The sequence below is a fragment of the uncultured Ruthenibacterium sp. genome (assembly GCF_963558415.1).
Lineage (GTDB): Bacteria > Bacillota > Clostridia > Oscillospirales > Ruminococcaceae > Ruthenibacterium.
Genome location: NZ_CAUWGY010000014.1, coordinates 1 through 24,169 on the forward strand (window position 1 = coordinate 1; position 24,169 = coordinate 24,169).

Annotated in this window: 21 protein-coding genes and 1 pseudogene; 19 read left to right on the forward strand and 3 right to left on the reverse strand. The window is 59.3% G+C overall.

Annotated features, from left to right (window positions below; genetic code table 11):
• Positions 1-271: 271 nt before the first annotated feature.
• The 16 genes from AB5H98_RS03970 (at position 272) to AB5H98_RS04045 (ending at position 17,310) form a co-directional block, all read left to right on the forward strand.
• Positions 272-1,465 carry an ROK family protein gene (locus AB5H98_RS03970; RefSeq protein WP_367924622.1) on the forward strand — a complete coding sequence of 398 codons (1,194 nt, stop codon included), beginning with the start codon at positions 272-274 and terminating at the stop codon, positions 1,463-1,465.
• A 434-nt stretch (positions 1,466-1,899) separates the two neighbouring features.
• Entirely contained in the window at positions 1,900-3,006 is a 1,107-nt protein-coding gene (locus tag AB5H98_RS03975) for an ABC transporter substrate-binding protein (RefSeq protein ID WP_367924623.1), read from the forward strand.
• 96 nt (positions 3,007-3,102) lie between these two features.
• Positions 3,103-3,882: an ABC transporter permease gene (locus tag AB5H98_RS03980; RefSeq protein ID WP_367924666.1), complete on the forward strand. Its 780-nt coding sequence runs from the start codon at positions 3,103-3,105 to the stop codon at positions 3,880-3,882.
• Entirely contained in the window at positions 3,872-4,663 is a 792-nt protein-coding gene (locus tag AB5H98_RS03985; protein ID WP_367924624.1) for an ABC transporter permease, read from the forward strand. Before AB5H98_RS03980 ends, AB5H98_RS03985 begins: the two co-directional genes overlap by 11 nt.
• Positions 4,636-5,412: an ABC transporter ATP-binding protein gene (locus tag AB5H98_RS03990; protein ID WP_367924625.1), complete on the forward strand. Its 777-nt coding sequence runs from the start codon at positions 4,636-4,638 to the stop codon at positions 5,410-5,412. Before AB5H98_RS03985 ends, AB5H98_RS03990 begins: the two co-directional genes overlap by 28 nt.
• A gap of 14 nt (positions 5,413-5,426) precedes the next feature.
• A complete protein-coding gene (locus AB5H98_RS03995) occupies positions 5,427-6,167 on the forward strand; it encodes an ABC transporter ATP-binding protein (RefSeq protein ID WP_367924626.1) in 741 nt (246 codons plus the stop codon).
• Positions 6,168-6,189: 22 nt separating this feature from the next.
• Positions 6,190-7,614 carry a DUF6379 domain-containing protein gene (locus AB5H98_RS04000; protein ID WP_367924667.1) on the forward strand — a complete coding sequence of 475 codons (1,425 nt, stop codon included), beginning with the start codon at positions 6,190-6,192 and terminating at the stop codon, positions 7,612-7,614.
• A 3-nt stretch (positions 7,615-7,617) separates the two neighbouring features.
• Entirely contained in the window at positions 7,618-8,778 is a 1,161-nt protein-coding gene (locus AB5H98_RS04005; RefSeq protein WP_367924627.1) for a Gfo/Idh/MocA family protein, read from the forward strand.
• Positions 8,779-8,807: 29 nt separating this feature from the next.
• Entirely contained in the window at positions 8,808-10,517 is a 1,710-nt protein-coding gene (locus AB5H98_RS04010) for a glycoside hydrolase family 3 protein (RefSeq protein WP_367924628.1), read from the forward strand.
• The gene (gene pgmB / locus AB5H98_RS04015; RefSeq protein ID WP_367924629.1) at positions 10,514-11,212 is read left to right on the forward strand and encodes a beta-phosphoglucomutase; all 699 of its coding nucleotides are present in this window, start codon (positions 10,514-10,516) and stop codon (positions 11,210-11,212) included. The genes AB5H98_RS04010 and pgmB overlap by 4 nt, the downstream gene beginning before the upstream one ends.
• Complete coding sequence (locus AB5H98_RS04020; protein ID WP_367924630.1) at positions 11,209-12,831, forward strand: FAD-dependent oxidoreductase; 1,623 nt, start codon at positions 11,209-11,211, stop codon at positions 12,829-12,831. Before pgmB ends, AB5H98_RS04020 begins: the two co-directional genes overlap by 4 nt.
• A 16-nt stretch (positions 12,832-12,847) precedes the next feature.
• On the forward strand, positions 12,848-13,789 hold the full coding sequence (locus AB5H98_RS04025; protein ID WP_367924631.1) for a 4Fe-4S dicluster domain-containing protein: 942 nt from the start codon (positions 12,848-12,850) through the stop codon (positions 13,787-13,789).
• Positions 13,790-13,795: 6 nt separating this feature from the next.
• A complete protein-coding gene (locus tag AB5H98_RS04030) occupies positions 13,796-14,680 on the forward strand; it encodes a LysR family transcriptional regulator (protein ID WP_367924632.1) in 885 nt (294 codons plus the stop codon).
• A gap of 31 nt (positions 14,681-14,711) precedes the next feature.
• Complete coding sequence (locus AB5H98_RS04035) at positions 14,712-15,671, forward strand: sugar phosphate isomerase/epimerase family protein (RefSeq protein WP_367924633.1); 960 nt, start codon at positions 14,712-14,714, stop codon at positions 15,669-15,671.
• Complete coding sequence (locus AB5H98_RS04040) at positions 15,671-16,555, forward strand: hypothetical protein (protein WP_367924634.1); 885 nt, start codon at positions 15,671-15,673, stop codon at positions 16,553-16,555. Before AB5H98_RS04035 ends, AB5H98_RS04040 begins: the two co-directional genes overlap by 1 nt.
• Positions 16,556-16,557: 2 nt before the next feature.
• A complete protein-coding gene (locus AB5H98_RS04045) occupies positions 16,558-17,310 on the forward strand; it encodes a sulfite exporter TauE/SafE family protein (protein ID WP_367924635.1) in 753 nt (250 codons plus the stop codon).
• Between the two features lie 247 nt (positions 17,311-17,557).
• Here the strand turns inward: AB5H98_RS04045 and AB5H98_RS04050 are convergent, their stop codons facing one another.
• From AB5H98_RS04050 to AB5H98_RS04060, 3 genes and pseudogenes are all read right to left on the reverse strand, one after another.
• Positions 17,558-17,719 (reverse strand): hypothetical protein, encoded by a 162-nt coding sequence (locus AB5H98_RS04050; protein WP_367924636.1) that lies wholly within the window; start codon positions 17,717-17,719, stop codon positions 17,558-17,560.
• Positions 17,716-17,826 (reverse strand): annotated as a pseudogene (locus tag AB5H98_RS04055) (hypothetical protein); the annotation flags it as partial. The pseudogene AB5H98_RS04055 and the gene AB5H98_RS04050, both read right to left, overlap by 4 nt.
• Before the next feature lie 313 nt (positions 17,827-18,139).
• Positions 18,140-20,089 (reverse strand): PfkB family carbohydrate kinase, encoded by a 1,950-nt coding sequence (locus AB5H98_RS04060; RefSeq protein ID WP_367924637.1) that lies wholly within the window; start codon positions 20,087-20,089, stop codon positions 18,140-18,142.
• A 172-nt stretch (positions 20,090-20,261) separates the two neighbouring features.
• Here AB5H98_RS04060 and AB5H98_RS04065 point away from each other — a divergent pair, with 172 nt between their 5' ends.
• Genes AB5H98_RS04065 through AB5H98_RS04075 form a run of 3 tightly spaced genes read left to right on the forward strand, consistent with a single transcriptional unit; the run spans position 20,262 to position 23,606 of the window.
• The gene (locus AB5H98_RS04065; protein WP_367924668.1) at positions 20,262-21,191 is read left to right on the forward strand and encodes a ribokinase; all 930 of its coding nucleotides are present in this window, start codon (positions 20,262-20,264) and stop codon (positions 21,189-21,191) included.
• On the forward strand, positions 21,172-22,242 hold the full coding sequence (locus AB5H98_RS04070; protein ID WP_367924638.1) for a nucleoside hydrolase: 1,071 nt from the start codon (positions 21,172-21,174) through the stop codon (positions 22,240-22,242). The genes AB5H98_RS04065 and AB5H98_RS04070 overlap by 20 nt, the downstream gene beginning before the upstream one ends.
• Complete coding sequence (locus AB5H98_RS04075; RefSeq protein ID WP_367924639.1) at positions 22,227-23,606, forward strand: MFS transporter; 1,380 nt, start codon at positions 22,227-22,229, stop codon at positions 23,604-23,606. The genes AB5H98_RS04070 and AB5H98_RS04075 overlap by 16 nt, the downstream gene beginning before the upstream one ends.
• The last annotated feature ends 563 nt before the right edge of the window (positions 23,607-24,169 follow it).

Below are 24,169 nucleotides of genomic sequence, written 5' to 3' on the forward strand. Positions count from 1 at the left end.
GGCGGACTGTTAATCCGTAGGTCGTTGGTTCGAGTCCAACAAGGGGAGCCAGAAATGCCCGGTCCAAAAGGACCGGGCATTTTTTTGTGACAAATAAGAAATTTTCTAAAAAGGGCGGCTTTTGGGCCGCTCTTTTTGATAGGGTGCGCTTTCGGGCAGGCGCATTCTTCGTTTGGTAATTTTTGCTTGCACCGGGCAATGGATGTGATATGATAGATTCATATCAACACAATCGGTCATCCGCCGTGCACTACTTGGAAGGAGCGTAACAATGTACGCCATTGGTGACAAGAAACTTATCAAACGGATCAACGAGTCCTCGATTTTGCGGGTCATTCAGGAGCGGGGCGCTGTATCCCGCGCCGAAATCGCAAAAATTTTGGGCCTGACGCCCGCCACCGTCACAAACAACATCCACACCCTTATGGCGCAGGGCCTCGTGTGCGAGGCGGGCGCAGGAGATTCCTGCGGGGGCCGCAAACCGATCTTGCTGCAGCTCAACGAAAACGGAGTGTTCTTCATCGGCGTGGACATCCACCGCGACGAAGTGCGCGCCGCTGTGGTCAATCTGGCCGGCAAAATCGTCGTGTGCGATGAGCGCACCTTTTGCCAGGACGAAGCCTTCGAGACCCGGGTGCTGGAGTGCATCTGCGCCGTGCGCAAGGCCTTCGGATGCGACGAAAAACTGTACGGCATCGGCATCGGCGCGCCCGGCATCGTGGATTTGAACAGCGATGTATCCGTGTATCTGCCCTCCATCGCCCGGCGCAACGTGCCTTTGCGCTCCTACATCCAGGAAAATCAAAACCTGCCCGTGTACATCGACAACGACGCCAACGCCATGGCCTTGGGCGAGAGCTATTTCGGCCAGGCAAAGGGCGTCATGGACTACGTGTTTTTGAGCGTGGGCCGTGGCATCGGCGCCGGCATCGTACTGGGCGGCAAAATCTACCGCGGCAGCCGCTTTGCCGCCGGTGAGATCGGTCACATCCGCGTACAGGAGAACGGCCGCCGCTGCGTGTGCGGCAAGTACGGCTGTTTGGACACCGTGGCCGCCGAGTACAACGTTCTGCGGGACGTGTCTCAAGCCATCCAGGCCGGCGTGCCCAGCATTTTGTGCGAAATGCTGGACGGTCAGCTCGACCGCCTGGACTTTGCCAGCCTGGTCGCCGCCGCCCGCGCCCAGGACAAATGCGTTTTGGACATTTTGCGCCAGGTGGGCCAGAATTTGGGCATCGCCGTATCCTACATCGTCAACCTGCTCAACCCCCAGATGGTGGTGCTGGGCGGCAACATGTCCGTGCTGGGCGAGTACATCCGCGAGTCCATGGTCCAGTCCGCCACCGCCCTGTCCATGGAGGACTGCATGCAGGGCACCCACATTGTGCTGTCCTCGCTGCGCCAGGACGCCGGTGTGGTGGGCGCGGCCTCTCTGTGCATCGACCGGCTGCTCCAAAAGTGGTGATTTTATGGAATACGTACAAAAAACAGCGTATGGTTTGGGCCTTGTTACGAAATTGCGCGAAAAATGTTGCTTTTCTTTAAAAAAAGGCTAGTATTATAGATAAATAATTTATTGATTTAATAAACGAGCGTTTTTCAGGCGGTTTTTGACCCCGTTTTTTCGGGCAAAACCGCCCCTTTCCATAGTTAAGCAAATACTAAACACATCGATAAAGAGATTTCTATTTTACTTATGGTGCAAACAATGCTATGATTGTTTCAAATAAAAAAATCGTTTCTTTTGTCATATAATTGTACAATTTGTCAAGGGAAACAACTGTTTGCGCGCAAAAACAAGGGTATTCTCAAAAATAGAAGGAGGAAAAAGGCAGCATTTTTTATCCCGAGTTTATTTATTCATTTAAAAAAGTACCAAACAATGATGGAGGAAAAACAATGAAAAAGTTCCTTTCTTTGATGATGGCAGCTTTGATGATGGCGGTCTGTTTGACCGCGTGCGGCTCCGACGCATCTTCCACAGCGTCTCAGGCCACATCCACCGGTTCCGGCACTGCGGCCAGCGAGGCCCAGCCCGACAATTATCTGGACAAAGAACCGCTGCGCGTGGCCACCATCACCGCACAGATGGGTGTTTATTTGCAGTACGCACTGGACAACGGCCTGTTCGAGGACGCGGGCATCAACGTAGAGATGTTCCTGTTTGACGGCGCGGTGGCCATCAACGAGGCCGTGGGCGCCGGCGAATTGGACGGCTGCATCGGCGGCTTGGGCAGCGTGTACGCCCTGTCTTCCAACCAGCTCGTGCTTTTGTCCGAACTGGACAGCGTCAACGCCGACGGCATCGTCGTGCGCAACGACAGCGACATCCTCACCGCCAAAGGCGAGATCGAGGGCAAACCGGACATGTACGGTTCCGCCGAGACTCTGCGCGGCAAGAGCTTCATCTGCCAGGTCGGTCAGGCCCAGCAGTTCTACGTCAGCAAGTACATCTCTCAGTTCGGTCTCACCGAGAACGACATCTCCTTTGTAAATATGGAAGTGGCCTCTTCCTACCAGGCATTCGTGGCCGGTGAAGGCGACGCCATCTCCACCAAAATGCCCTACATCTACGATTTGGTCAACGACAACGACTGCACCATCGTCGCGGACGTAAAGGACGCCACCGACATCGAGATCAAAGACCCGGTCATGTTCACGCCTGAAGCCATTGAAAACCGCCGTGAGGAAGTCAAAATCTTTTTGAAGGTCATCCACGGCGTGGTGGACGAAATGCAGGCCGACCCCGAGCTGCGCAAAACTGCCATCACCGACTTCTACACCGCGGTGGGCAAGGATACCCAGCCGGAGTATTTGGACTATGAGCTGGAGCAGAACACCCTCATCGACACAAAGCGCATGGGCGACGGCTTCTACGCCGTGGGTGAGTTCTATGTGAGCACCGGCACCATCCCCGAGGCGGATCTGCCCAACATTCTGGCCAACATCGACACCTCTCTTGTGAGCGAGGCGCTGGGATTTGAAGTAAAAGCCTTTGAGGGCTGACCCGAAAGCATGATTTAAGATTTTAAGAAGTGCAGAACGAGGGCCGTGCGCTTGGTTCTGCACTTCTTGAGATAGGAGGGTTTTTCGTTGAAAAAAGTGAAGAGCAGGAAGTATTTCATCATTTCCTGCCTGTCTGTTTTGGTGTTTCTGGGCGTGTGGTATTTGTGCACCAAGGTGCTGGGGCTGGTGGAGCCCACAAGCCTGCCCGACCCGGTGAGCGTGGTCCAGACCTTCTTTTATAAGTTCACCAACAAGGCGCCCGACGGCGCCACCCTGATGCAGCACATGTACTCCAGCTTGCGCATCGCGTTGTACGGATACTTTTTGAGCATCGTCATCGGCGTGCCTTTGGGCATCCTGATGGCCTGGTACAAACCCGTGGATATGCTGGCAAGACCGGTGTTCGACTTTGTCAAAGCCATCCCGGGCCTTGCCTGGGCGCCTATGATGATCGTTTTATTGGGCATCGGCCTGACTTCCAAAGCGGTCACCGTGTTCATCTCCGGCATGATCCCCTGTGTGCTCAACGCCTACGCCGGCATCAAGCAGACAAGGGAAGTGCACCTGTGGGTGGCCCGCACCTTCGGCGCCAGCCGCTGGCAGATGCTGTTCCGGGTGGCCATTCCCACCGCGCTGCCTTACATCATGACCGGTGTGCGCGTGTCTTTGGGCGCCTGCTGGATGACCATCGTAGCCGCCGAGATGGTGGCCTCTTCCAGCGGCCTTGGCTACATGATCCAGCAGTGCCGCGGCATTTACCGCCCCGACATCATCATCGTCGGCATGGTGATGATCGGCTTTTTGGGCTCACTTTTGAACGCGCTTTTGGGCGTCATCGAGCGCATGGTTGTAAAGGGGAGAAACTATGATCAATAAATGGATTCACAACAAGCTCCTGACCAAATTTTTGGCCACGGTGCTCTCGTTCTTCATCTTCGGCCTTCTGTGGGCCGCCGTCGTCCACTTCACCTCGGTGGGCAAGGTCATGCCCGGCCCCATCGACACCCTGGCCAGCTTTTTCGCACACTTTACCGAAAAATACGGCCAGTATGTACTGCCCGTGCACGTGCTCGCCAGCTTGCGCCGCGTCATGATCGGCTACTTCGCCGCCGCCGTGGCCGCCATCGCGCTGGGCATCCTCATGGCCACCTACAAGACCGTGGACGCCATCGTCAGCCCGCTGTTCAACCTCATCCGACCCATCCCGCCTGTGGCATGGATCCCGCTGGCCATTTTGTGGTTCGGCATCAACGATGGCTCCAAATATTTTCTGAGCTTTTTGGCGTCCTTTCTGTCCATCTTGCAGAACGTGTACGCCGGCGCCAAATCCGCAGACCCGACGCTCATCGGCGCGGCCCGGATGCTGGGCGCCAACGACCGGCACATCTTTTTGACCGTTGTGCTGCCCAATGCCGTGCCCTACGTGTTCTCCGGTCTGCAACTGGGCCTCAACGCCGCCTGGGCCATGGCCATTGGTTCTGAAATGATCCGCTCCACCAACGGCGTGGGCTGGATCATCATCCGCGGCATGGACAACAACGATCTTCTCCAGGAGCTGGTGGGCATTCTCGCCATTGGCTTCGTGGGATTTGTCCTTGCATCATCGCTGAGAGGAGTGGAGGCTAAACTATGTCGATGGACAGCCAGAGGAAATTAAACGATATGATCGTGTGCGATCACGTGAGCAAGACCTTCTACACCAAGGACACCGAGACCCGCGTGATCGACGAATTGAACATCACCGCCAAGGAAAACGAGTTCCTGGTTTTGTTTGGGCCCGGCCAGTGCGGCAAAACCACTGTTTTGAACGTCATGTCCGGCCTGGAACCCGCCAGCTCCGGCACCGTCACCGTGGGCGGCAACGTGGTCACGAAACCCGGCCCCGACCGCGGCTTTGTCTACCAGACCACCGCCCTGTTCCCCTGGTACACGGTCATGAAAAACGTGGAGTATGGCCCCCGTGCCCGCGGCATGTCCAAAAAAGAGCGCCGGGAAAAAGCCAAGTACTACATCGATCTTGTGGGCCTGTCCGGCTTTGAGGACGCCTACCCCAACCAGTTGTCCGGCGGCATGCAGCAGCGCGTGGGCATTGCCCGGGCCTACTGCAACGAGCCCGCCGTGCTCTTCATGGACGAGCCCTTCGGCCACCTGGACGCCCAGACCCGCTACCTCATGCAGGAGGAGATCATCCGCATCTGGGAAAAAGAAAAACGCACCGTTGTGTTCGTCACAAACAACATCGAGGAATCCGTGTATCTGGCCGACCGGGTGATCGTGCTCACCAACTGCCCCACCCGCGTCAAACAGGAGTTCGTCATCGATCTGCCCCGTCCGCGCAACTACACCGATGAGAAGTTCCTGCGCCTGCGCTCGGAGATCCAGAGCGTTGTGGACAAAACTTTGTGAGCAGGGAGGACAACATGAGCGACGTAAAAGTAAAGGTGCAGAACCTGACCAAAAAGTTCGGCGACCTTCTGGTTTTGAACGATGTGTCCTTTGAAGTGAAAAAGGGCCAGTTTTTGTGCGTGGTGGGCCCCACCGGCTGCGGCAAGACCACCTTTCTCAACTGCCTGACCAAGCTCTACGAGCCCACCTCGGGCGAAATTTTGCTGGACGGCGAGCCGGTGGACTTGAAAAAGCACAACGTCTCGTACATCTTTCAGGAGTACTCCTCCATGCCCTGGCTGACCGTGGAGCAGAACATCTCCTTCGGGCTGGACATCAAAAAAGTCCCCAAGGACAAGGCGCGCCAAAGCGTGGACGAGGTCATCAAACTGGTGGGTCTTGAAAAATTCCGCAACTACTATCCCAATCAGCTCTCCGCCAGCATGCTCCAGCGCGTGGTCATCGCCCGCGCCTTCGTCACAAACCCAGATCTTCTTTTGATGGACGAGCCCTACGGCCAACTGGACATCGAACTGCGCTTCAAGTTGGAGGACGAACTGCTGAACATCTGGAAAAAGCTGGGCACCACCATCATTTTCATCACCCACAACATCGAAGAGGCCGTCTACATCAGCGAGGACATCCTGGTGCTGACCAACAAACCCACCGGCATCAAGACCATGATGCACAATCCGCTGCCGCTGCCCCGCAACGTCACCTCCCGGGAATTCATCGAGGTGCGCGAACAGGTCACCGACTTAATCAAGTGGTGGTGAGGAGGAAACTGCCATGCCCAACATGTTCGACAAATATTTTCTGTGCGAGGACACCTTTCGCAACGTGGTGCGCGACGGGCGCACCATCGGCTTTGAGATCGGCGTCAAAGTGAGCTACTACCGCGGCGTGAATCTGGCCGTCATCCAGGATTTTAAAATCCGGGTGGACGGACACGCCTATCCGCGCGAAAATCTGCGCTTTGTGCTGCGAGGCACCGAGTACACCTTTGAACAAATGCGCGGAAACGACCGGGTCCACTGGGACTTCGGCGAAGTGGCCCTTCTGCGGGTGCTGGTGCCCGGCGGCCTTGCGCCCGGGCGTCACCGCGTGTTCGTGTACGAAGAACTGCGCATTGTCAACGGCATGAACATCCCGGCCGTGCCCTTCTGCGCCCAATGGGAAAAAGAGCTGGAACTGGGCCGGCCCAGCGGCGTGAACGTGCCTGCCAACATCCGCCGGGGCATTTCCTTTTACAGTTTTCAGGACGAATGTTATCTGGGCAAGATGAACCTGGAGAGCTGCGTGCGCGCCGTGGCCGACATGGGCGGCGACGGCATCGAGATCATCAGCGAAGCCATCATCCCCCAGTTTCCCAACCCGCCCCAGAGCTGGGTGGACTACTGGTTCTATCTCATGGACGTTTACGGCACAAAACCCGTGTGCTACGACATGTTCATGGACGGCCAAATCGTGGAAGGCCAGGACATCAGCGAGGAAAAGGCCGTGGAGATCATGGAGACCAACATCCGCCTGGCGGCCCGGCTGGGCTTCCCCGTGCTGCGGGTGGTGTACACCATCCCGCTGTCCATCATTGAAAAATCACTGCCCTGTGCCCAGGAGAACAACGTGATTTTGGGCCTTGAGATCCATCCGCCCTTCCGCCTTGGCACCGACTGGGTGGACCAGTACGTGGAGTTCATCCGCCGCACGGGCACAAAGCATTTCGGGCTCATCCCGGACTTCGGCATCTTCATGGCCCGCCCCGTGCCCGCCCATGCGGAAAAAGCCGTGCGCCTGGGCGCGCATCCTCAAATCGTCTCTCTCATCAGCCAGTGCTACGCCGACCGGATGTCCCGGGCCGAGACCGAGCGGCGGCTGGAGGGCTTTTTGTGCAACGACCAGGACCGCGCCTGGCTGGACCAGGTCTACGGCTACACCTGGTGCGACCCAAAGCTGCTGGCAAAGTATCTGCCTTACGTGGTGCACATCCACGCAAAGGTGTTCGATATGCAAAACGGCCAAGACCCCAGTGTGGACAACGCCACCATTTTCCGTGTGCTGAAAGAGAACGGCTGGTCCGGCTGGGTGTGCACCGAGTACGAGGGAAGCCGCATTTACCACGATATGCCGGACTGGTCCATCGACAATGTGGAACTGGTGCGCCAGCACCAGAAAATGATGGCCAGGTACATCGAAACGCCTTTGAACGACGAAAAAGGAGGATAAACCATGGGTTCTGCGATTTTGGACCGTTTCAAAACCATCCGGCCCGATGAGGACGCGGTGGTGGACCCCCAGCGCAAGCTGCGGGTGGGCATCATCGGCACAGGCTGGATCGCCGAGGCGCACGTGGAGTCGCTTTTGCGCTGCCCGGACGCCCAAATCGTGGCCGCCGCCGACCTTGAGGAAGGCAAAGCGGCCCGGTTCTTTGAAAAAATGGGCGTGGAGGGCGTGCACTGCTACACCGACCACGTGCAGATGCTGGACACAGAACATCTGGACGTCGTCAGCGTGTGCACCTACAACACCGCCCACGCGGTGTGCACCATCGACGCGCTGCGCCGGGGCGTGCACGTGTTGTGCGAAAAGCCCATCAGCGCCACCCTCGCGGACGCGCAGGCCATGTGCCGCGCCGAAAAAGAGAGCGGAAAACTTTTGTCCATCGGCGTGCAGCCCCGCATGAGCAAGGCCATGCAGACCGTGAAAGAAATCGTCCAGTCGGGCGAACTGGGCAAAGTGTACTACGTCCAGTCCGGCGGCGGGCGCCGCCGCGGCATCCCCACGCCCTTCGGCACCAGCTTCATTGAAAAAGACACCGCCGGCGTGGGCGCCATGGGCGACATCGGCTGCTACTCGCTGGACATGCTGCTCAACGCTCTGGGCTATCCCAAACCCTTGACCGTCACCGGCTACAAGTCCGCCTTCTTCGGCACCCGCCCGGACAGCTATCCCGCGCACCCGGAATACGCAAAGCTGTTCGGCGTGGACGACTTCGCCGCCGCCTTCATCCGCCTGTCCGGCGACATCGTGCTGGACTTCCGCATCGCCTGGGCCATGAACATGGACACTTTGGGCGACGCGCTCATCCTGGGCACCAAGGGCGGCCTGCGCATCCCCTCCACCGAGTGCTGGAACGGCTCCGTGGGCGGACCGCTGGTGGTCTACCATCAGGTGGGCGGCCAGCAGGTGCAGACCGTGCTGCCCTACGAGGAAGAGGACACCGGCGAATTGTTCTACAAAAAGATACGCGCCTTTTTGAACGCTGTCAAAAGCGGCAGCCCGGCGCCCGTACCTTCCCGCGAGATGCTGTACAACCAGGCCATCGTGGACGCCATCCAGCGCTCCGCTGAGCTGGGGCGGGAAGTGCAAGTGGAAATTCCCGAAATTTGAGCCAAGCCCCAACAGAAAGAAGGATCACAATGATTGATATCAAGGCAAAGCCGTTTTATCTGTCCGACGAGGACGTGCGCTGGGTCACCGAAACGCTGCAGGGCATGAGCCTCAAACAAAAAGTGGGCCAGTTGTTCTGCCCCATCGGCGAGACCGTAGACGAAAAAGAACTGGCAAAAATCTTCGATGCCATCGAACCGTGCGGCATCATGTACCGCACCACCCCCGCCGCCGACGTCCAGCGCGCGCACCGCTTTTTGCAGCAGCGCTCGGCCATCCCTCTGCTGGTGGCCGCCAATCTGGAGATGGGCGGGCGCGGCATCGCCGCCGAGGGCACCATCTTCGGCACCCAAATGGAGGTGGCCGCCACCGACAACACGGAAAACGCCTACCGGCTGGGCCTGTGCTGCGGCCGCGAGGGCGGCGCCGTGGGCGTCAACTGGTCTTTTGCACCGGTGGTGGACATCGATCGCAACTGGCGCAACCCCATCACCAACACCCGCACCTACGGCAGCGATGCCGACCGCGTGCTGAACATGGCCCGTGCGTACATCCGCGGCATAGAGGAGTGCGGCATGGCCGTGTCCATCAAGCACTTCCCCGGCGACGGCGCCGACGAGCGCGACCAGCATATGCACCCCTCCGTCAACGATCTGTCCGTGGAGGAGTGGGACGAAAGCTACGGCAAAATCTACAAGACCCTCATCGACGAGGGCGCCCAGACCGTGATGATCGGCCACATTCTCCAGCCTGCCTACCAGCGGGCGCTGAACCCGGATCTGCGGGACGAGGACATGGCCCCGGCCTCTCTGTCCCCGGAACTTTTGCAGGGACTTTTGCGCAAAAAGCTGGGCTTCAACGGCGTCATCGTCTCCGACTCCACCCGCATGACCGGCTTTTTGATGTCCATGCCCCGGGAAAAGGCCGTGCCTTACTGCATCGCCGCCGGCTGCGACATGTTCCTGTTCGATTTGGGCATTGAGCAGGACTTTGCGTACATGATGCAGGGCATCGAGGACGGCGTGCTCACCCGCGAGCGGGTGGACGAGGCTGTCACGCGCATTCTGGCGCTCAAGGCGTCGCTGGGCCTTCACAAAAAACAAAAGGACCACACCCTTGTGCCCGGCCCCGAGGCTTTGAGCGTGCTGGGCTGCCAGGAGCACCGCGACTGGGCCGCTCAGTGCGCAAACGAGGCCATCACCCTTGTCAAGGACAAAGCCCCGGACGTTTTGCCCCTGACCGTGGAAAAATATCCGCGCATCCAGCTCCATGTGCTGGGCGAACACGCAAAATCCGGCAACCACGCCGGCGGCCTTCTGCTGGCCGGCCGGTTCAAAGCCCGGCTGGAACAGGAGGGCTTCCAAGTCACCCTGTTCGACGCAAAACAGATGAGCCAGCACATCTTTGAGCCAAACGACGTGACCATTGGCGACACCGACCTTGTGCTCTACTACGCAAACGAGGGTACGTACAGCAACAAGACCATCGTGCGCCTGGACTGGGCCGTGCCCAACGAGCTCAACGGGCCCAAATTCCTCAAGGAAGTGCCCAACGTGTTCGTGTCCGTGGCAAATCCGTATCACCTTTTGGACGCGCCCCGGATGCAGACCTTCATCAACGCCTACACACCCAACGAGGAAGTCATCGACGCTCTGGTCGATAAGCTCATGGGCCGTTCGCCCTTCCTCGGCACAAGCCCGGTGGACCCCTTCTGCGACCGCTGGGACACCCACCTGTGAGCGGGCAGGTGCGCGCGGTCATCTTTGATCTGGACGGCGTGCTGGTATCCACCGATGCCCAGCACTTTGCCGCCTGGAGCGAGATCGCCCGCCAGGAGAACGTGCCCTTTTCCCAAAAAGACAACGACCGGCTGCGGGGCGTCAGCCGCATGGAGAGCCTGGAGTTGCTGTTGGGCGACCGGGCCGGGGCCTACACCCCCCAGCGCAAACAGGAGTTGGCCGCCCAAAAAAATCAGCGCTACCAGCAGCTCATCCGCGCGCTCAGCCCTGCCGACGTGCTGCCGGGCGTCACAGCGTTTTTGCAATCGCTGCGCGCGGCGGGCATCCGGCTTGCCGTGGGCTCTTCCAGCCGCAACGCGGACACCATTCTGGAAAAGACGGGCCTGACCGGTTGGTTCGACGCCATCGTCACCGGCAACCACATCCAGCGCAGCAAGCCGGACCCCGAAGTGTATCAAAAAGCCGCCGCGGCCCTGGGCCTTTTGCCCGCACAGTGCCTGGTGGTGGAGGACGCCCGGGCCGGCGTGGACGCGGCGCTTTTCGCCGGCATGGACGTGCTGGGAGTGGGCGATGCCCAATTTTACGAAAAATCTACGGTCGTCCGCAACAATTTGGACGGCCTTTGCTGGGAAGAGCTCGCGCGCATGTTAAGCGAGCGCGCGGGCGCAAAGAGAAAGGAGCCAGAACACATATGACCGTTGTGATCGTGGGGGCAGTGGCCGCCGGCACCAAGGTGGCGGCCAAGCTCAAACGGGAGCTGGGCGACGAGTGCCAGGTGATTTTGCTGGAAAGACGAAACGAGATCTCTTATTCCGGCTGCGGGCTGCCCTATTACGTGGAGGGCGTGGTCAAGGACATCGCCTCTCTGTACCTGAACACGCCCGAAGAATTTGCCGAGGTCACGGGCACGCAGCTTCGCTGCGAGACCGAGCTCACGGCCGTGGACCGTGCCGGGCACACCGTGCAGATAAAAGATGTCAAGACCGGCCGCACCGAGACCCTTTCTTACGACAAGCTGGTGCTGGCGGTGGGGGCGTCCCCGTCCCGCGTGCCGGTACAAGGGGCCGAGCTGCCCGGCGTGTTCCATCTGCGCACCCCCGCCGACGCCCAAGTGCTGCGCGAGGCCGTGGACAAGGGCATGCGCCGGGCCGTGATTCTGGGCGGCGGGCCCGTGGGTCTCGAGCTTGCAAGCTGCCTTAAAGAAAAAGGCGTGCGCAGCGTGGTGCTGGACGCCGCAAGCCAGATCCTTCCCGGGTTTGACTCGGATTTTGCCGCCCACGTGGAGGACTGCCTGATGGAAAACGGCGTGCCGGTGTTCACGGGTCAGACCGTCACGTCCATCGAGGGCGAGGGAAAGGTGGAGATGGTCCGCACCCAGAACCGCCGCATCCGGGCGGACGCGGTGATTTTTGCCGCGGGCGTGCGGCCCAACACCGAATTTTTGAAAGACACGGGCCTTGCCATGACGCCCGGGGGCGCTTTGGTGGTGGACGAGTACATGACCACCAGCGACCCGGACATCTATGCGGTGGGCGACTGCGCCGCCGTCACAAACCGGCTCACAGGCCAGCGCCAGTGGGCGCCGCTGGGCTCGGTGGCCGCCATCACGGGGCGGGTCTGTGCAAAGGTCATTGCAGGCCAAACCGCGGCGTATCCGGGTGTGTTGGGCACCACGCTGCTCAAGACCTGCGGGGTCAACGTGTCCAAGACAGGCCTGTGTCTGGCCGACGCCAAGGCCGCCGGCTTTGACGCCGTGGCCGCCACCGTGTCCGTGGACGACCGGGTGCCCTATTATCCGGGGGCCGGGGTGCTGACCATCCGGGCCGTGGCCGACCGGGCCACCCACCGTCTTTTGGGCGTGCAGGCCGCAGGGCCCGGGCCCGTGGACAAAATCGCGGACGTGGCCGTGGCGTGCCTGTGCCACGGCGCCACCCTGGAGAGCATGCAGTGCATGGACCTGAGCTATGCGCCGCCTTTCTCCACAGCCATCCACCCGCTGACCCAGGCGGTCAATGTGCTTTTGAACAAGGTCGAGGGAAAAATGACCGGCGTGAACATGGACGATTTCCGCCATCTGCCCCCGGACACGTTGTTTTTGGACGTGATGAAGACCGCCCACATCCCCCAGTACACCAGCGTGCCTGTGCGCACCATCCACGGCGCCTTGGACGGCGTGGAAAAAAGCCGGCCCATCGCCCTGGTGTGCGAAAAGGGAAAACAGGGCTATCTTGCCCAAAACAAGCTGCGCCGCTACGGCTACACCGACACCGTGGTGCTGGAAGGCGGGCTTGTATTTAACCGCATCGACGAATAGAAAGGTTGGGAAATGTATGACGCCCATGACACCAGAGGAAAAAAAGGCTTTGAAAAACAGGGGCTTTCTGCCCACGACGGACGGAAACTGCTCGGCGCGCATCATCACTGTGAACGGCAAGCTCACCGCTGACCAGACACAGACGCTGTGCTGTGCGGCGCGCCAGTACGGCACGGGCCAGCTCTATTTTACCACCCGGCTCACCGTGGAGGTGCCGGGCATCGATTATAAGGACGTGGAGGATTTTGCGCAGTACATCGCCAAAGCGGGCCTTTCCACCGGCGGCACCGGCAGCCGGGGGCGGCCCATTGTGTGCTGCAAAGGCAGCGTGTGCGTGCACGGTTTGCAGGACACGTTCACGCTGGCCGAAAAAATCCACGAGGTCTTTTACAAGGGCTGGTACGACGTAAAACTGCCGCACAAATTCAAAATCGGCATCAGCGCGTGCCCCAACGCCTGCGTGAAGCCCCAGCTCAACGAGTTCGGCCTCATCGCCCAAAAGGTGCCTGCGTTTGACGAGGATATGTGCAACGGCTGCAAGCGCTGCGCGCCCATGGAAGTGTGCCCCATGCAGGCCTTTGCGCGCGAGGGCGGGACGACCGTGCTCGACACAGACAAGTGCAACAACTGCGGCAAGTGCGTGAACATGTGCCCCTTTGACTGCGTGGAAGAAAAGGCCGTGGGGTATAAAATCACCATCGGCGGCAAGTGGGGCAAACATCCCCGCCCGGGCGACGAAGTGCCCGGCGTATACACCGAGAGCGAAGTGATGCGCATTCTGGAAAAGACCCTTCTTGTGTACCGCGAGCAGGGCAAGACCGGCGAGCGCATGGGCGCTATGGTGGAGCGCATCGGCACGGAGAACTTCATCCGCCAGATTTTGTCGGACGAAGTGTTGGAGCGCAAACAGCAGATTTTGGACGCACCGCTCCATCTGGTGGGCGGCGCCACCTGCTGACCGGTCATGACCATCCGGCACGTGGAGATCTTCGTGCGCGTGGCCGAGTGCGGCAAAATGAACCAAGTGGCAAAGGAGCTGTACATCTCCCAGTCCTCGGTCAGCCAGGCCATCGCCGAAATCGAAAACGAGTACCAGGTGCGCCTGTTTGAACGGCTGTCCCGCAAACTGTATCTGACGGCCGTGGGCCAGGGCTTTTTGAGCTACGCAAAGCGGTTTTTGACCCTGGACAAGGACATGCGCCGGTATCTTGAGGCCGCGGGCGAGATACGCTGTCTGCGCATCGGCGCCACCATCACCGTGGGCACCTGCGTCATCGGGCCCATCGCGGCCAAAGTGCGCCGTCAGGAAAACGCCGACGTGCGCATCTTCGTGGCCAACACCCATCTGCTGGAAGAAAAACTGCTCAACGGCGAACTGGACGCGGCTCTCGTCGAGGGCCGCGTCACAAGCCCGCTGCTCCATGTGACGCGGGCCATCCCGGACCGGCTGGTGCTCATCTGCGGGCCGGGCCACCCCTTTTTCGGCCGGGAGGAAGTGCAGGTGGAGGAACTGAAAGGCCAGGCGCTCATCGTGCGCGAGCAGGGCAGCGGCACCCGCGCCCAGCTCGAAGAACTTTTGAACCGGCGGCACATCCACGGCAGCATCAAATGGACCTGCTACAACACCGAGGCCATCAAAAACGCGGTCATGGCCGGCGAGGGCGTCAGCTTGCTGTCCCAGCGGCTCATCCGCAATGAGGTCGAGTCAGGCCAGCTCTGGGTGTGCGGACTGCAAGGCTTTTCCGGCCTGCGCAGTTTCGATGTGGTCTATCACAAAGACAAGCCCATGTTCCCGCTGCTCAGCGGCTTCATCGAGGCCTGCCGGCGGTTCGGCGAATCGGGAGACTGAACCGCCCATCATTTTTTAGGAGGGAATCGTTATGAAACTGGGAATCCTCACCGTGCCCTTTTCCGGCATGCCGCTGGAAAAGGCGCTTGACTACCTGGCGCCCTTGGGCGTAGAGGCCGTGGAACTGGGCACCGGCGGTTACACAAACCCCGCTCACTGCGATGTGCGCGCGCTCATCCAGCACCCCGAAAAGGCAAGGGAGCTGCGGGCTCTTGTAGAAGGCCACGGCATGACCATCGCGGCGCTGAGCTGCCATGCAAACCCCGTCCACCCGGACCCGGACATCGCACGGCAGGCTCACCAAGTCTACACCGACACGCTGCAGGCCGCCCAGCTTCTGGGCGTGGACACGGTGGTCTGCTTTTCCGGCTGCCCGGGCGGCGCGCCCGGGGACACAAGCCCCAACTGGATCACCTGTGCCTGGCCCACCGAGTTCGGCCGCATGCTGGACTACCAGTGGAACGAGTGTCTGCTTCCTTACTGGACGCGGGCCGCAGAGATGGCCCGTGCCGCCGGGGTCAAAATCGCCATCGAGATGCACCCGGGCTTCAGCGTGTACAGTCCCGACACTTTGCTGCGTTTGAGGGCAGGTGCCGGAGACGTCATCGGCGCGAACTTTGACCCAAGCCATCTGTTCTGGCAGGGCATGGACGGCCCCGCCGCCATCCGCAGGCTGGGCCCGGCCATCCACTACGTCCACGCCAAGGACTGCCGCATCGAGGAAAAGACAAAAGCCAGCGGCGCGCTGGACACCACTCCCTACGACCGGCTGGGCGACCGGGCCTGGAGCTTCTGCACCGTGGGCTACGGCCACGGCGCCGACACCTGGAAACACATGCTGGCCCAGCTTCGCCTTGCAGGGTACGACGGCACCGTCAGCATCGAGCACGAGGACGCCCTTTTGTCCGTGAACGAAGGCGTGGAAAAGGCCGTGGCCTTCCTCAAAGACCTCATCCCGCGCCAGGCGCCCTGCGCGGCCTGGTGGACCTGATGGACCGGGCGCTGTGTACGCTCTTTTGCGCAAACGTGGCCACCGGCGCCTGCCGCACGGTGCGCAGCTTTGACCATCTCATCGAAGCGCCCAACCGGGCGCCGGACGGCTCCTTTGTGTACACCAGCGAGGGCCGGCTCTACCGCTTTGACGAGCCAAGCGGCCTCGAGCAGCTTCTTTGCGGCGCCGAGGTGGGCGTTTGCAGCAACGACCACGTGCTGAGCCCCGACGCATCTCTGCTGGCCGTGAGCTGCCTTTGCCCCGACGGCGCCGTGCGCATCGTTGTGCTGGACGCCGGCGGCCGGGTTTTGCGCACGCTGCCCCACCGGGACGCCTTTGTCCATGGCTTTTCGCCAGACGGCCACAGCCTTGTGTACTGCGGCGTGGGCCGCACGGCCCCGGGCGCAGGCGACATCTGCGTGTGCGATGTCTTTGGCGGCGCCGAGACCGTGCTCACAAAGGGCGAGGGCTTCAACGACGGGCCTGAATTTTCCCCCGACGGCAAGAGCATCTGGTTCAACAGCACCCGCACCGGCCGCATGCAGCTCTTTTGCATGGACCCGGACGGCCAAAACGTGCGCCGGGTGCGCCGCAGCGGGCAAAACGACTGGTTCGCCCATTTTTCGCCCGATGGCACCGCCGTTGCCTTTTTGTCCTACGACGAGCCGCCCGCCGACCCCGCCAGTCATCCCCCGGGAAAACAGGTGCGTTTGCAGCTCATGGACCCCGCCGGACAAAATCTGCGCACCGTCGCCCGGCTGCTGGGCGGACAGGGAACGCTCAACGTGAACTCCTTTTCGCCCGACGGCGGCGAATTCGCCTTCGTGGGCTATGCGTCCAAAGCGCATCTGCCCCGCAACCTTCGTCAAACCAAGGAGAGCTGAATATGGACCTTTTGACCTTCTTTTTATTCGCGGTAACGGTGTTTTGCGGCGCCGTCACCCAGGCGGTGTGCGGGTTCGGGTTCGGGGTGCTTGTCATGTCCGTGCTGCCTTACTTCATGCCTTCCTACATCGGCGCGCTGGTGCCCTGCGGGCTCATGGGAACGTCCATCACCTTGTATTTGTCGCTGCGCCGGGTGCGCAACATCCGCTGGAAGCTGGTGGCCGGGCCCCTTGTGGCCAGCACCATCACCTGCTGGCTGTCCACAAGGTATCTGAAAGTGTTGTCCGACACGGTGCTTCGGGGCGCTTTGGGTGTGTTCTTAGTGGGGTTGAGCGCGGTGCATTTCCTGGCCCGCGCAAAGCAAAAACGCAAACCCAGCGTGCCCCGCAGCGTGGTGGCCGGTTGCGCTGCCGGCGTCACCGACGCTTTGTTCGGCATGGGCGGGCCGCCGGTGGCAAGCTATCTGTTGTCCGTCACTGACGACAAGGACACCTATTTGACAAACCTCTCCTGTGTGTTCGCGGTGCTGTGCATCAACACCACGCTCACCCGGGCCGTGTCCGGCATGATCACCCTGGACGCGCTGAAAAACTACCTTGTGGGAATGATTTTCGTGGCCGCGGGCCTTGCGGTGGGCGGGCGCATCTTTTACAAAATCAGCCAGAAAACGCTGGAAAAGCTCGTCTACTGCTTTTTCACCGTCAGCGGCACCATCATGGTGGGCTGGACCGCATTCACCCTTTTGACTGCATAAACAATGCTCTGGATAAGAGAGAGAAACGGCATGACTTCGGTCATGCCGTTTTTTGTTTGAGAGGGTCCATCCAAACGGAGCGGGCGATGGCTTATCCGGCATAGCGCTGCCCTTTTTGGAACAAAAAAACGCTGACTTTTCGCATGGCGCGAATCGTCAGCGTGGAGGAGCGTGGAGCAAAGGCACAAACGGGAAGGCATCCAAAAATCCTTCGGCCATCACCTGCTTGGGCACGTTTGCTTATCGCTCAAACATGGACTTCGGATACATTGCGATTCTTTCTGATCGCCGTTTGGGCGTCGACAAATTCCGGCGTATCGGTTCCTTTCCGTTCACACTCATCCAGCGCCTGCGCGGCCACACATTCCTTTGCTTGGCAAAGAGAATCAGAATGAGCGCTCCGTCTCATCCAAATCGCGCTTTTGAATGCGGTGGACATACCCGTATTCTTTCATGGTTGCGAGCCCCCGATTCTTCCCGGGTCTGACGTATCATGGCCTCTATGGGCGTCTCGCCGCTTTCGAGTCCTTGGCCGCGGAGTCATATTTCAAGCTTTGGAGAATGCTTTTGGCATAAGCGCGAACAAATGTGTGTACATTTCCCGTAATCTTTCGCATCCATCTCAAACCGGAATCTCATGCGGCTCTCAAATCGCACCCAATAAAAAAATGCACCACACCCGGCCAAACGCCGAATATGGTGCAAAGCGTAAGACGCTCGTATCTCGTGCAGCACCCATCCAAAGGGTGCTGCGCTTTGCTTAGGCCGGGACGGTGTGCGCCCGGCGCCGCACCGTTCAAAATTTGAGCAGATGGTTGCCAAATGCTTTTTAAGATTCCGGATAGGCAAGCGGTTCCGTGCCCGGATGAGCGGTGATGGAAATGTTCTCCTGATACAAATCCTCCAGCAATTTGCGCTCCAGAATGGCGTTCTGCACGCCTTTGCGCGAGACGCTGAACGAGGCGGCCACAGTGGCGATCTCAATGGCGGTTTTCATGTCCTTTCCGTCGGTGAGCATGGCGGTCAGACAGCCAATGAAAATATCGCTGGCGCCCGTGGAATCCACACACGGGAAATTCCGGGCCGGAAAATGCACATGCTGCTGATGGTTTACCCAAATGCAGCCCTGTTCGCCCAATGTGACGATCACGTTCTGCACGCCCTTTTGCAAAAAGAACTGGGCCTGCCGGACACAGTCCGTTTCCTCCGGGCACATTAGATGCAGCTCCTCCTGATTGGGAATCAGCAAAAACAAATTTTCCAAAAGGCTTTCCGGCAACCGCCGGACCGGAGAAGGTTTTAAAATCAGAGGGATGTTTTTGCGCCGGCAGATCTGGGCGATCTCCGTGACGACCGCCAAGGGGATCTCCAACTGGACCAAGCAGTACTGCACGCCCTGAAAAAGCGTCAGGTTGTCGCGCACATGGGCTTTTTCCAAGGCGCCGTTGGCGCCCGGGTGTACGACGATGGTGTTTTTTCCGTTGGGAAGCACATTGATGTACGCCGTTCCCGTGGGCTGCTGGTCAATAAACGCAATGCCGTCGGTGTGGACGTTGGCGTCCTTGAGCTGCGCATAGAGCTGCTTGCCGTTGGCGTCGCTGCCCAAGGCGCCCAAAATGTACGCCTGTGCGCCGAAACGGCTGACGCAAATGGCCTGGTTGGCCCCCTTGCCGCCGGGCCAGATGTTCAGTTGAGAGGCCAAAAGCGTTTCCCCGTCCCGGGGGAACCGGGACACCGAAAGCGTTGTATCCATATTGATGCTGCCCGCTACAAGCACCTTGTGCGCCTGGCTGCCGCGGTTTCGGGTGCTGGCCCGTTTCACGCACGAGGACGAAAACGGGAACGTGCGCCCGGACATCTTCTGCCCGGCCTGGTGCGCACACAGAATTTCCCAGACCTTTTGCGCCAGCATGCGCACATCGGTGCGAAAAGCCGTCAGCGACGGAACAAGCGTTTGTGCGCCCGGAAAATCTTGCAGGCACACCACCGACAAATCGTCCGGAATAAAAATGCCCGAGTGCGCGGCATGACAAAATACCTTTTCCGCCAAACTCGGTGTTTGACAAATCAGAGCATCCGCGTGCAGCGCGTGCAGCGTTTCAAAAACACCGTTCAGGTTCGCTGGGTCCTTAAAAACAAGGTCCGGCACAAAGGCCAGCTCCTGCGCCTGCAAAGCGTCCCGATAGCCCGCCAAAATCTTGCCCGCGCCAATGGCCCCCTCGGCATCGGTGCACAAAAGTCCGATGCGCTGGTGCTTTTCTTCCAGCAGCAACTGGGTACATTTTTGCGCTGTGTCGTAAAAATCTATGTACACCTGCGGCACGTTTACCGAGCGGCCCGCGTTCTCCATGACCAGTGCACAGGTGTTTTCAAACGTCTTTTCAAAGGCCGCAAGATTGCTTTCGCTGCACGGAAACAACACCACGCCCGCCAGTTGCGCTGCCTGAAACTGGCGCAGTGCCTGGCGCTCGCGCGCTTCGTCGTTTTCTGAAAAAGATACCGCTACGGTGTACTGTTGCTCCATGGCCAGCCGCTGCATTTCCTGCACAAAGGCCGTGTGATACGCCGAATCCAGATTCGGCAGCACCAGACCGACCGTGTCCCGGCTGTGCGCCAGCTTCTCGCGCACCTTCGCATACGGAACATATCCTGTGCGCTCAATGATCTCGAGAACACGCGTGCGCGTCTCCTGTGAGATGTTTTGGTCTTTGTGATTCAATATGCACGATACCGTGGCTGGAGATACCCCCGCAATCTTTGCAATGTCCCGAATGGTCATGAACGGCTCCCTCGATTATGGTAAAATCACTCAAAAACGTTTGGGTATATTTTACTGTTTATACAAAAAAAATCAATATCAAAGCAACTATTGACAAATTGCCAGAGAATCGATGTTTTATAATCAATAAAACATTTTAGTAAACGTGTTTATCAAGGAGGCGCTGCCATTGATGAAAAAACTGGTGTTCGGCTCGCTGAATGTGGACCGGGTGTATTCGCTGGAACAATTTGTACAGCCGGGTCAGACCGTTGCGGCGCATGGCTACGAGTGCATCTGCGGCGGAAAAGGGTTCAATTTGGCCACGGCCATGGCCCGGGCAGGCGAAGAAGTCTGGTTTGCCGGCTCCATCGGCCCGGACGGAGAGCTCTTTTTAAAGGCCATGGGCGAAATGGGCATCCACACCGAATGGCTGAACCGCTCCGCGCTGCCCTGCGGGCACGCGGTGATCCAGGTCAACCAAAACGGAGAAAACTGCATCATCGTGGAGAAAGGGGCCAACGCAGACATCCCCGAGGCGTACATCCGCCGGGTGCTCGACGCCTTCGGACAAGGCGATCTGCTGGTGGTGCAAAACGAAATCGCAAACCTTCCGGCCATCATAAAACTTGCCCGGCAAAAACAAATGGTCATCGCCTGGAATCCCTCTCCCGTGGACCCAAAGCTGGACCCGGAGCTCTTTGCCAGCGCGGACATCCTGTTTTTGAATGAGGTGGAGGCCGCTGCCCTGGCCGGTGAACAAGACATGGACAAGGCGCTTTCCGTTTTAAAGCAGCGGTACCCCGGCCAGATGATCGTGCTCACGTTGGGCGGACAGGGCGCTGTGTGCCAGGCGCCGGACGGCAGACGCTTCAAGACGGCGGCGTTCTCGGTCCCCGTAAAGGACACCACCGCCGCCGGCGATACGTTTACCGGGTACTTTTTGTCCGGTTATTTCCGGCATGGACAAATCCCACAGGCGCTGCGCACGGCCTCGGCCGCGGCTGCGCTTTCGGTTTCGAAAAAGGGCGCGTCGATCTCCATTCCCACCGCACAGCAAGTCGAGCGCCTGGAACAACACGCAGAACAAGGGAGTGTGCACTATGAAGTATCCAACGCTTGACCCAGACGAGCGCAGGCGCAGGCTCAGCGTCCCAAGCGGGCGCATCCGGCTGGTGCTGGACACGGACGCAAAAAACGAGATCGACGACCGATTTGCCATCGCCTGGGCGCTTCGCTCGCCGGACCGGTTTTGTGTGGAGGCCGTCTATGCGGCTCCGTTTTCCCATGACTGTCTGCGGTCGCTTTTTGGGGGCAAAAGCCTCGAGCATGCGCCCGGCATCACCTATGCCGAGGACCCCGCCGCAGGCATGGAGCAAAGTTACGAGGAAATCGTCAAACTTTACCAAATGATGGGCATGGACCCTGCAGGAAAAGTCTTTCGCGGCGCCGGCGAGTACCTTGTGGACAAGGGCGCGCCCGTGGACAGCCCCGCGGTCCAGGACCTCATCCGGCGCGCAATGAGCAGCCCGGAACCGTTGTATGTGGCCGCCATGGGCGCCATTACCAACATCGCCTCCGCCATCCTGTTGGAGCCTGCGCTGGTGGAAAAAATCGTGGTGGTCTGGCTGGGCGGTCAGCCGCTGTACTTTGACCACGGCATGGAGTTCAATCTCATGCAGGACGTGGCCGCGGCGCAGGTTTTGTTCGATTCCGGCGTGCCGCTTTTCTACATCCCCTGCATGAATGTGGCCTCGCTTTTGTCCCTTTCCAAGGACGAAGTGGAGGCGCGCCTGATGGGAAAAGGCGAGCTGGCCACCTATTTGGGCACGGAAGTGCTGCATTCGTTCCAGCACCCGCAGGGCGCCATCCTGGCTGCGTCCATGTTCCGGCGCAGCTACCTGATGCATCGGGAGGACCAGGACGAGGCCTATTTGAACCAGTTCCAAAGCCAGTACGTGGCCTGGTCACGGGTCATCTGGGATGTTTCCACCATCGCGTTCTTAAAAAATCCAAACTGGGTCCCGTCCACGCTGGTGCCCGCCCCGGTTTTGCAAAAGGATCTGTACTGGGCACTCACTCAGCCGTCTCGGCACCTGATTCGCGTGGCCAATTACTGCCACAGAGATTTGATTTTTGGAGATATGCTCCATTGCATTTGCGAACAACTGTGAGGAGGATTTACATGAGCGGAAAAGTCAAAACCATTGCGGCCGATGTGACCAAAAAAGAAATCTTTTGTTTCGGCATGCTGGGCGTGGCCCAGTCCATTGTGTTCCAGTTGTGGAACAACCAGATGATGTTCTTCTACACCGACGTTTTTATGCTGGCTCCGGCCTTCATTTCCGTGATGTTCTTAGTCGCCCGCATCTGGGACGGCGTGAACGACCCCATCACCGGATTGCTCATCGAACGCACCCATACCCCTTTCGGACGCTTTAAAAACGCCATGCTCTTTGCGCCCATCCCGCTGGCGGTGGTGCTGGTGCTCAACTTCACCGTGCCGGGCCTGTCGGGCGTTGCCATGTACGCCTACGTGCTCATCACATACCTTCTGTTTGACATGATCTACACGCTGGTGGACGTCTCCTTCTTCAGCTTGCCGGCGGTCATGACAAACGACTCCAACAAGCGCTCGTCCATGTTCGGCGTGGCGCGTCTGTGCACCGGCGTGACCACCTCGGTGGCCGGCATCCTCATCGTTCCCTGCGTGACCATGTTCGGAAAAGGCGATATGAAACAGGGCTACTTCCTCACGGCCATCGTGTTCGGCCTTGTCTCGTGCGCCATCTACTTCTTAAATACGCGCCAGGTCCACGAGCGCCACATCGCCCCCAAGGAGTCCTTCGAGTTCAAAAAGACCATGAAGGCGGTCATCGCCAACAAACCGCTTTTGATGGTCATGGCCTTCGGCTTCATTTTGCAAATGGTCACCGTGGGAAAATCCAGCATGAATATGTACTACGCCACTTACAATTTGGGCAACACCATGCTGGTGTCCGTGGTGGGTCTGGCCGGCATCCCCGGCATGCTGCTGGGCTCCGCAGTGGCGCCGGCCCTCATCAAAAAGTTTGAGGCAAAATATGTGGGCATCGGCATCAGCGTTTTGTTCTTGCTGGATTCCATCGGCCTGTCCTTCTTCGAAAACAATTTCGTGGCGCTCATGGTCAACAACCTGGTGTTCATGTTCTATGTGGGCGCCGGAATGGTCTTAGTATCCACCATGACCGCCGACACCATCGAGTACGCCGACTGGAAAATCGGTCAGCGCAACGAAGGGTTCATCACATCCACCCAGACCTTCATCTCCAAGCTGGCCGTGGCCATTGCCAACTCCAGCGTGCTGGCACTCATCGCCTTTTTGGGCTATGTGCCCAACACCCAGCAGGCCCCCGAGACCCTCAAGGCGTTTTTCTACATCGAGTCCTTCGTGCCCGGCGTTTTGGGCATGCTGGCCTGCATCCCCATGCTGCTGTATCCGCTGACTCACAAAAAGTATGCCGAGATCCGCGCCGAGCTGGAGATGCGCGACAAATAAGAAGTTTTTAAAAAAGAGCGGCCAAATGGCTGCACAGCACAAGACGGCGTTCTGATAAACAGAACGCCGTCTTTCTCTCGGTGCATCGGGCCGTTAGAGCGAAACGCACCGCTCTTTTCGTGCCAATGGAAAAGAATACGGGCAAATTCCGCCAAAGCCAAAAGGCGGAATTTGCCCCCGGATGTTTTGAGAGAAAAACGGAGGAACCTTTCTTGCAAAAGGTCCCTCCGCTTTTTTATCACAAAGACCACTGGGTTTTGCAAAATTCGCAGAACAGCATCCAGTCCGTGCAAATCAAATCGTGGAAGCCCCCGCGCACATGGTAGCCCACGGGCCCGCACAAAATGGGCGTGTCCACCACGGCCCGCTCGGGCAGCGTCACCCCCGGCCAGGCCGCCGACGCAAGGCGCAGCGCCCGGTACTCGGCCTCCGGGTCCGCCCACAAATCCTCCGCCGCGCTGGAAACGTACAGCGCCCGCGGCGCGATCAAGGCCAAAAGCTGGTGCTGGTCCACAGGCAGCGCGTCCTCGGCGTCCTTGTAGCCTGCGTACCGCGGGCAGAAC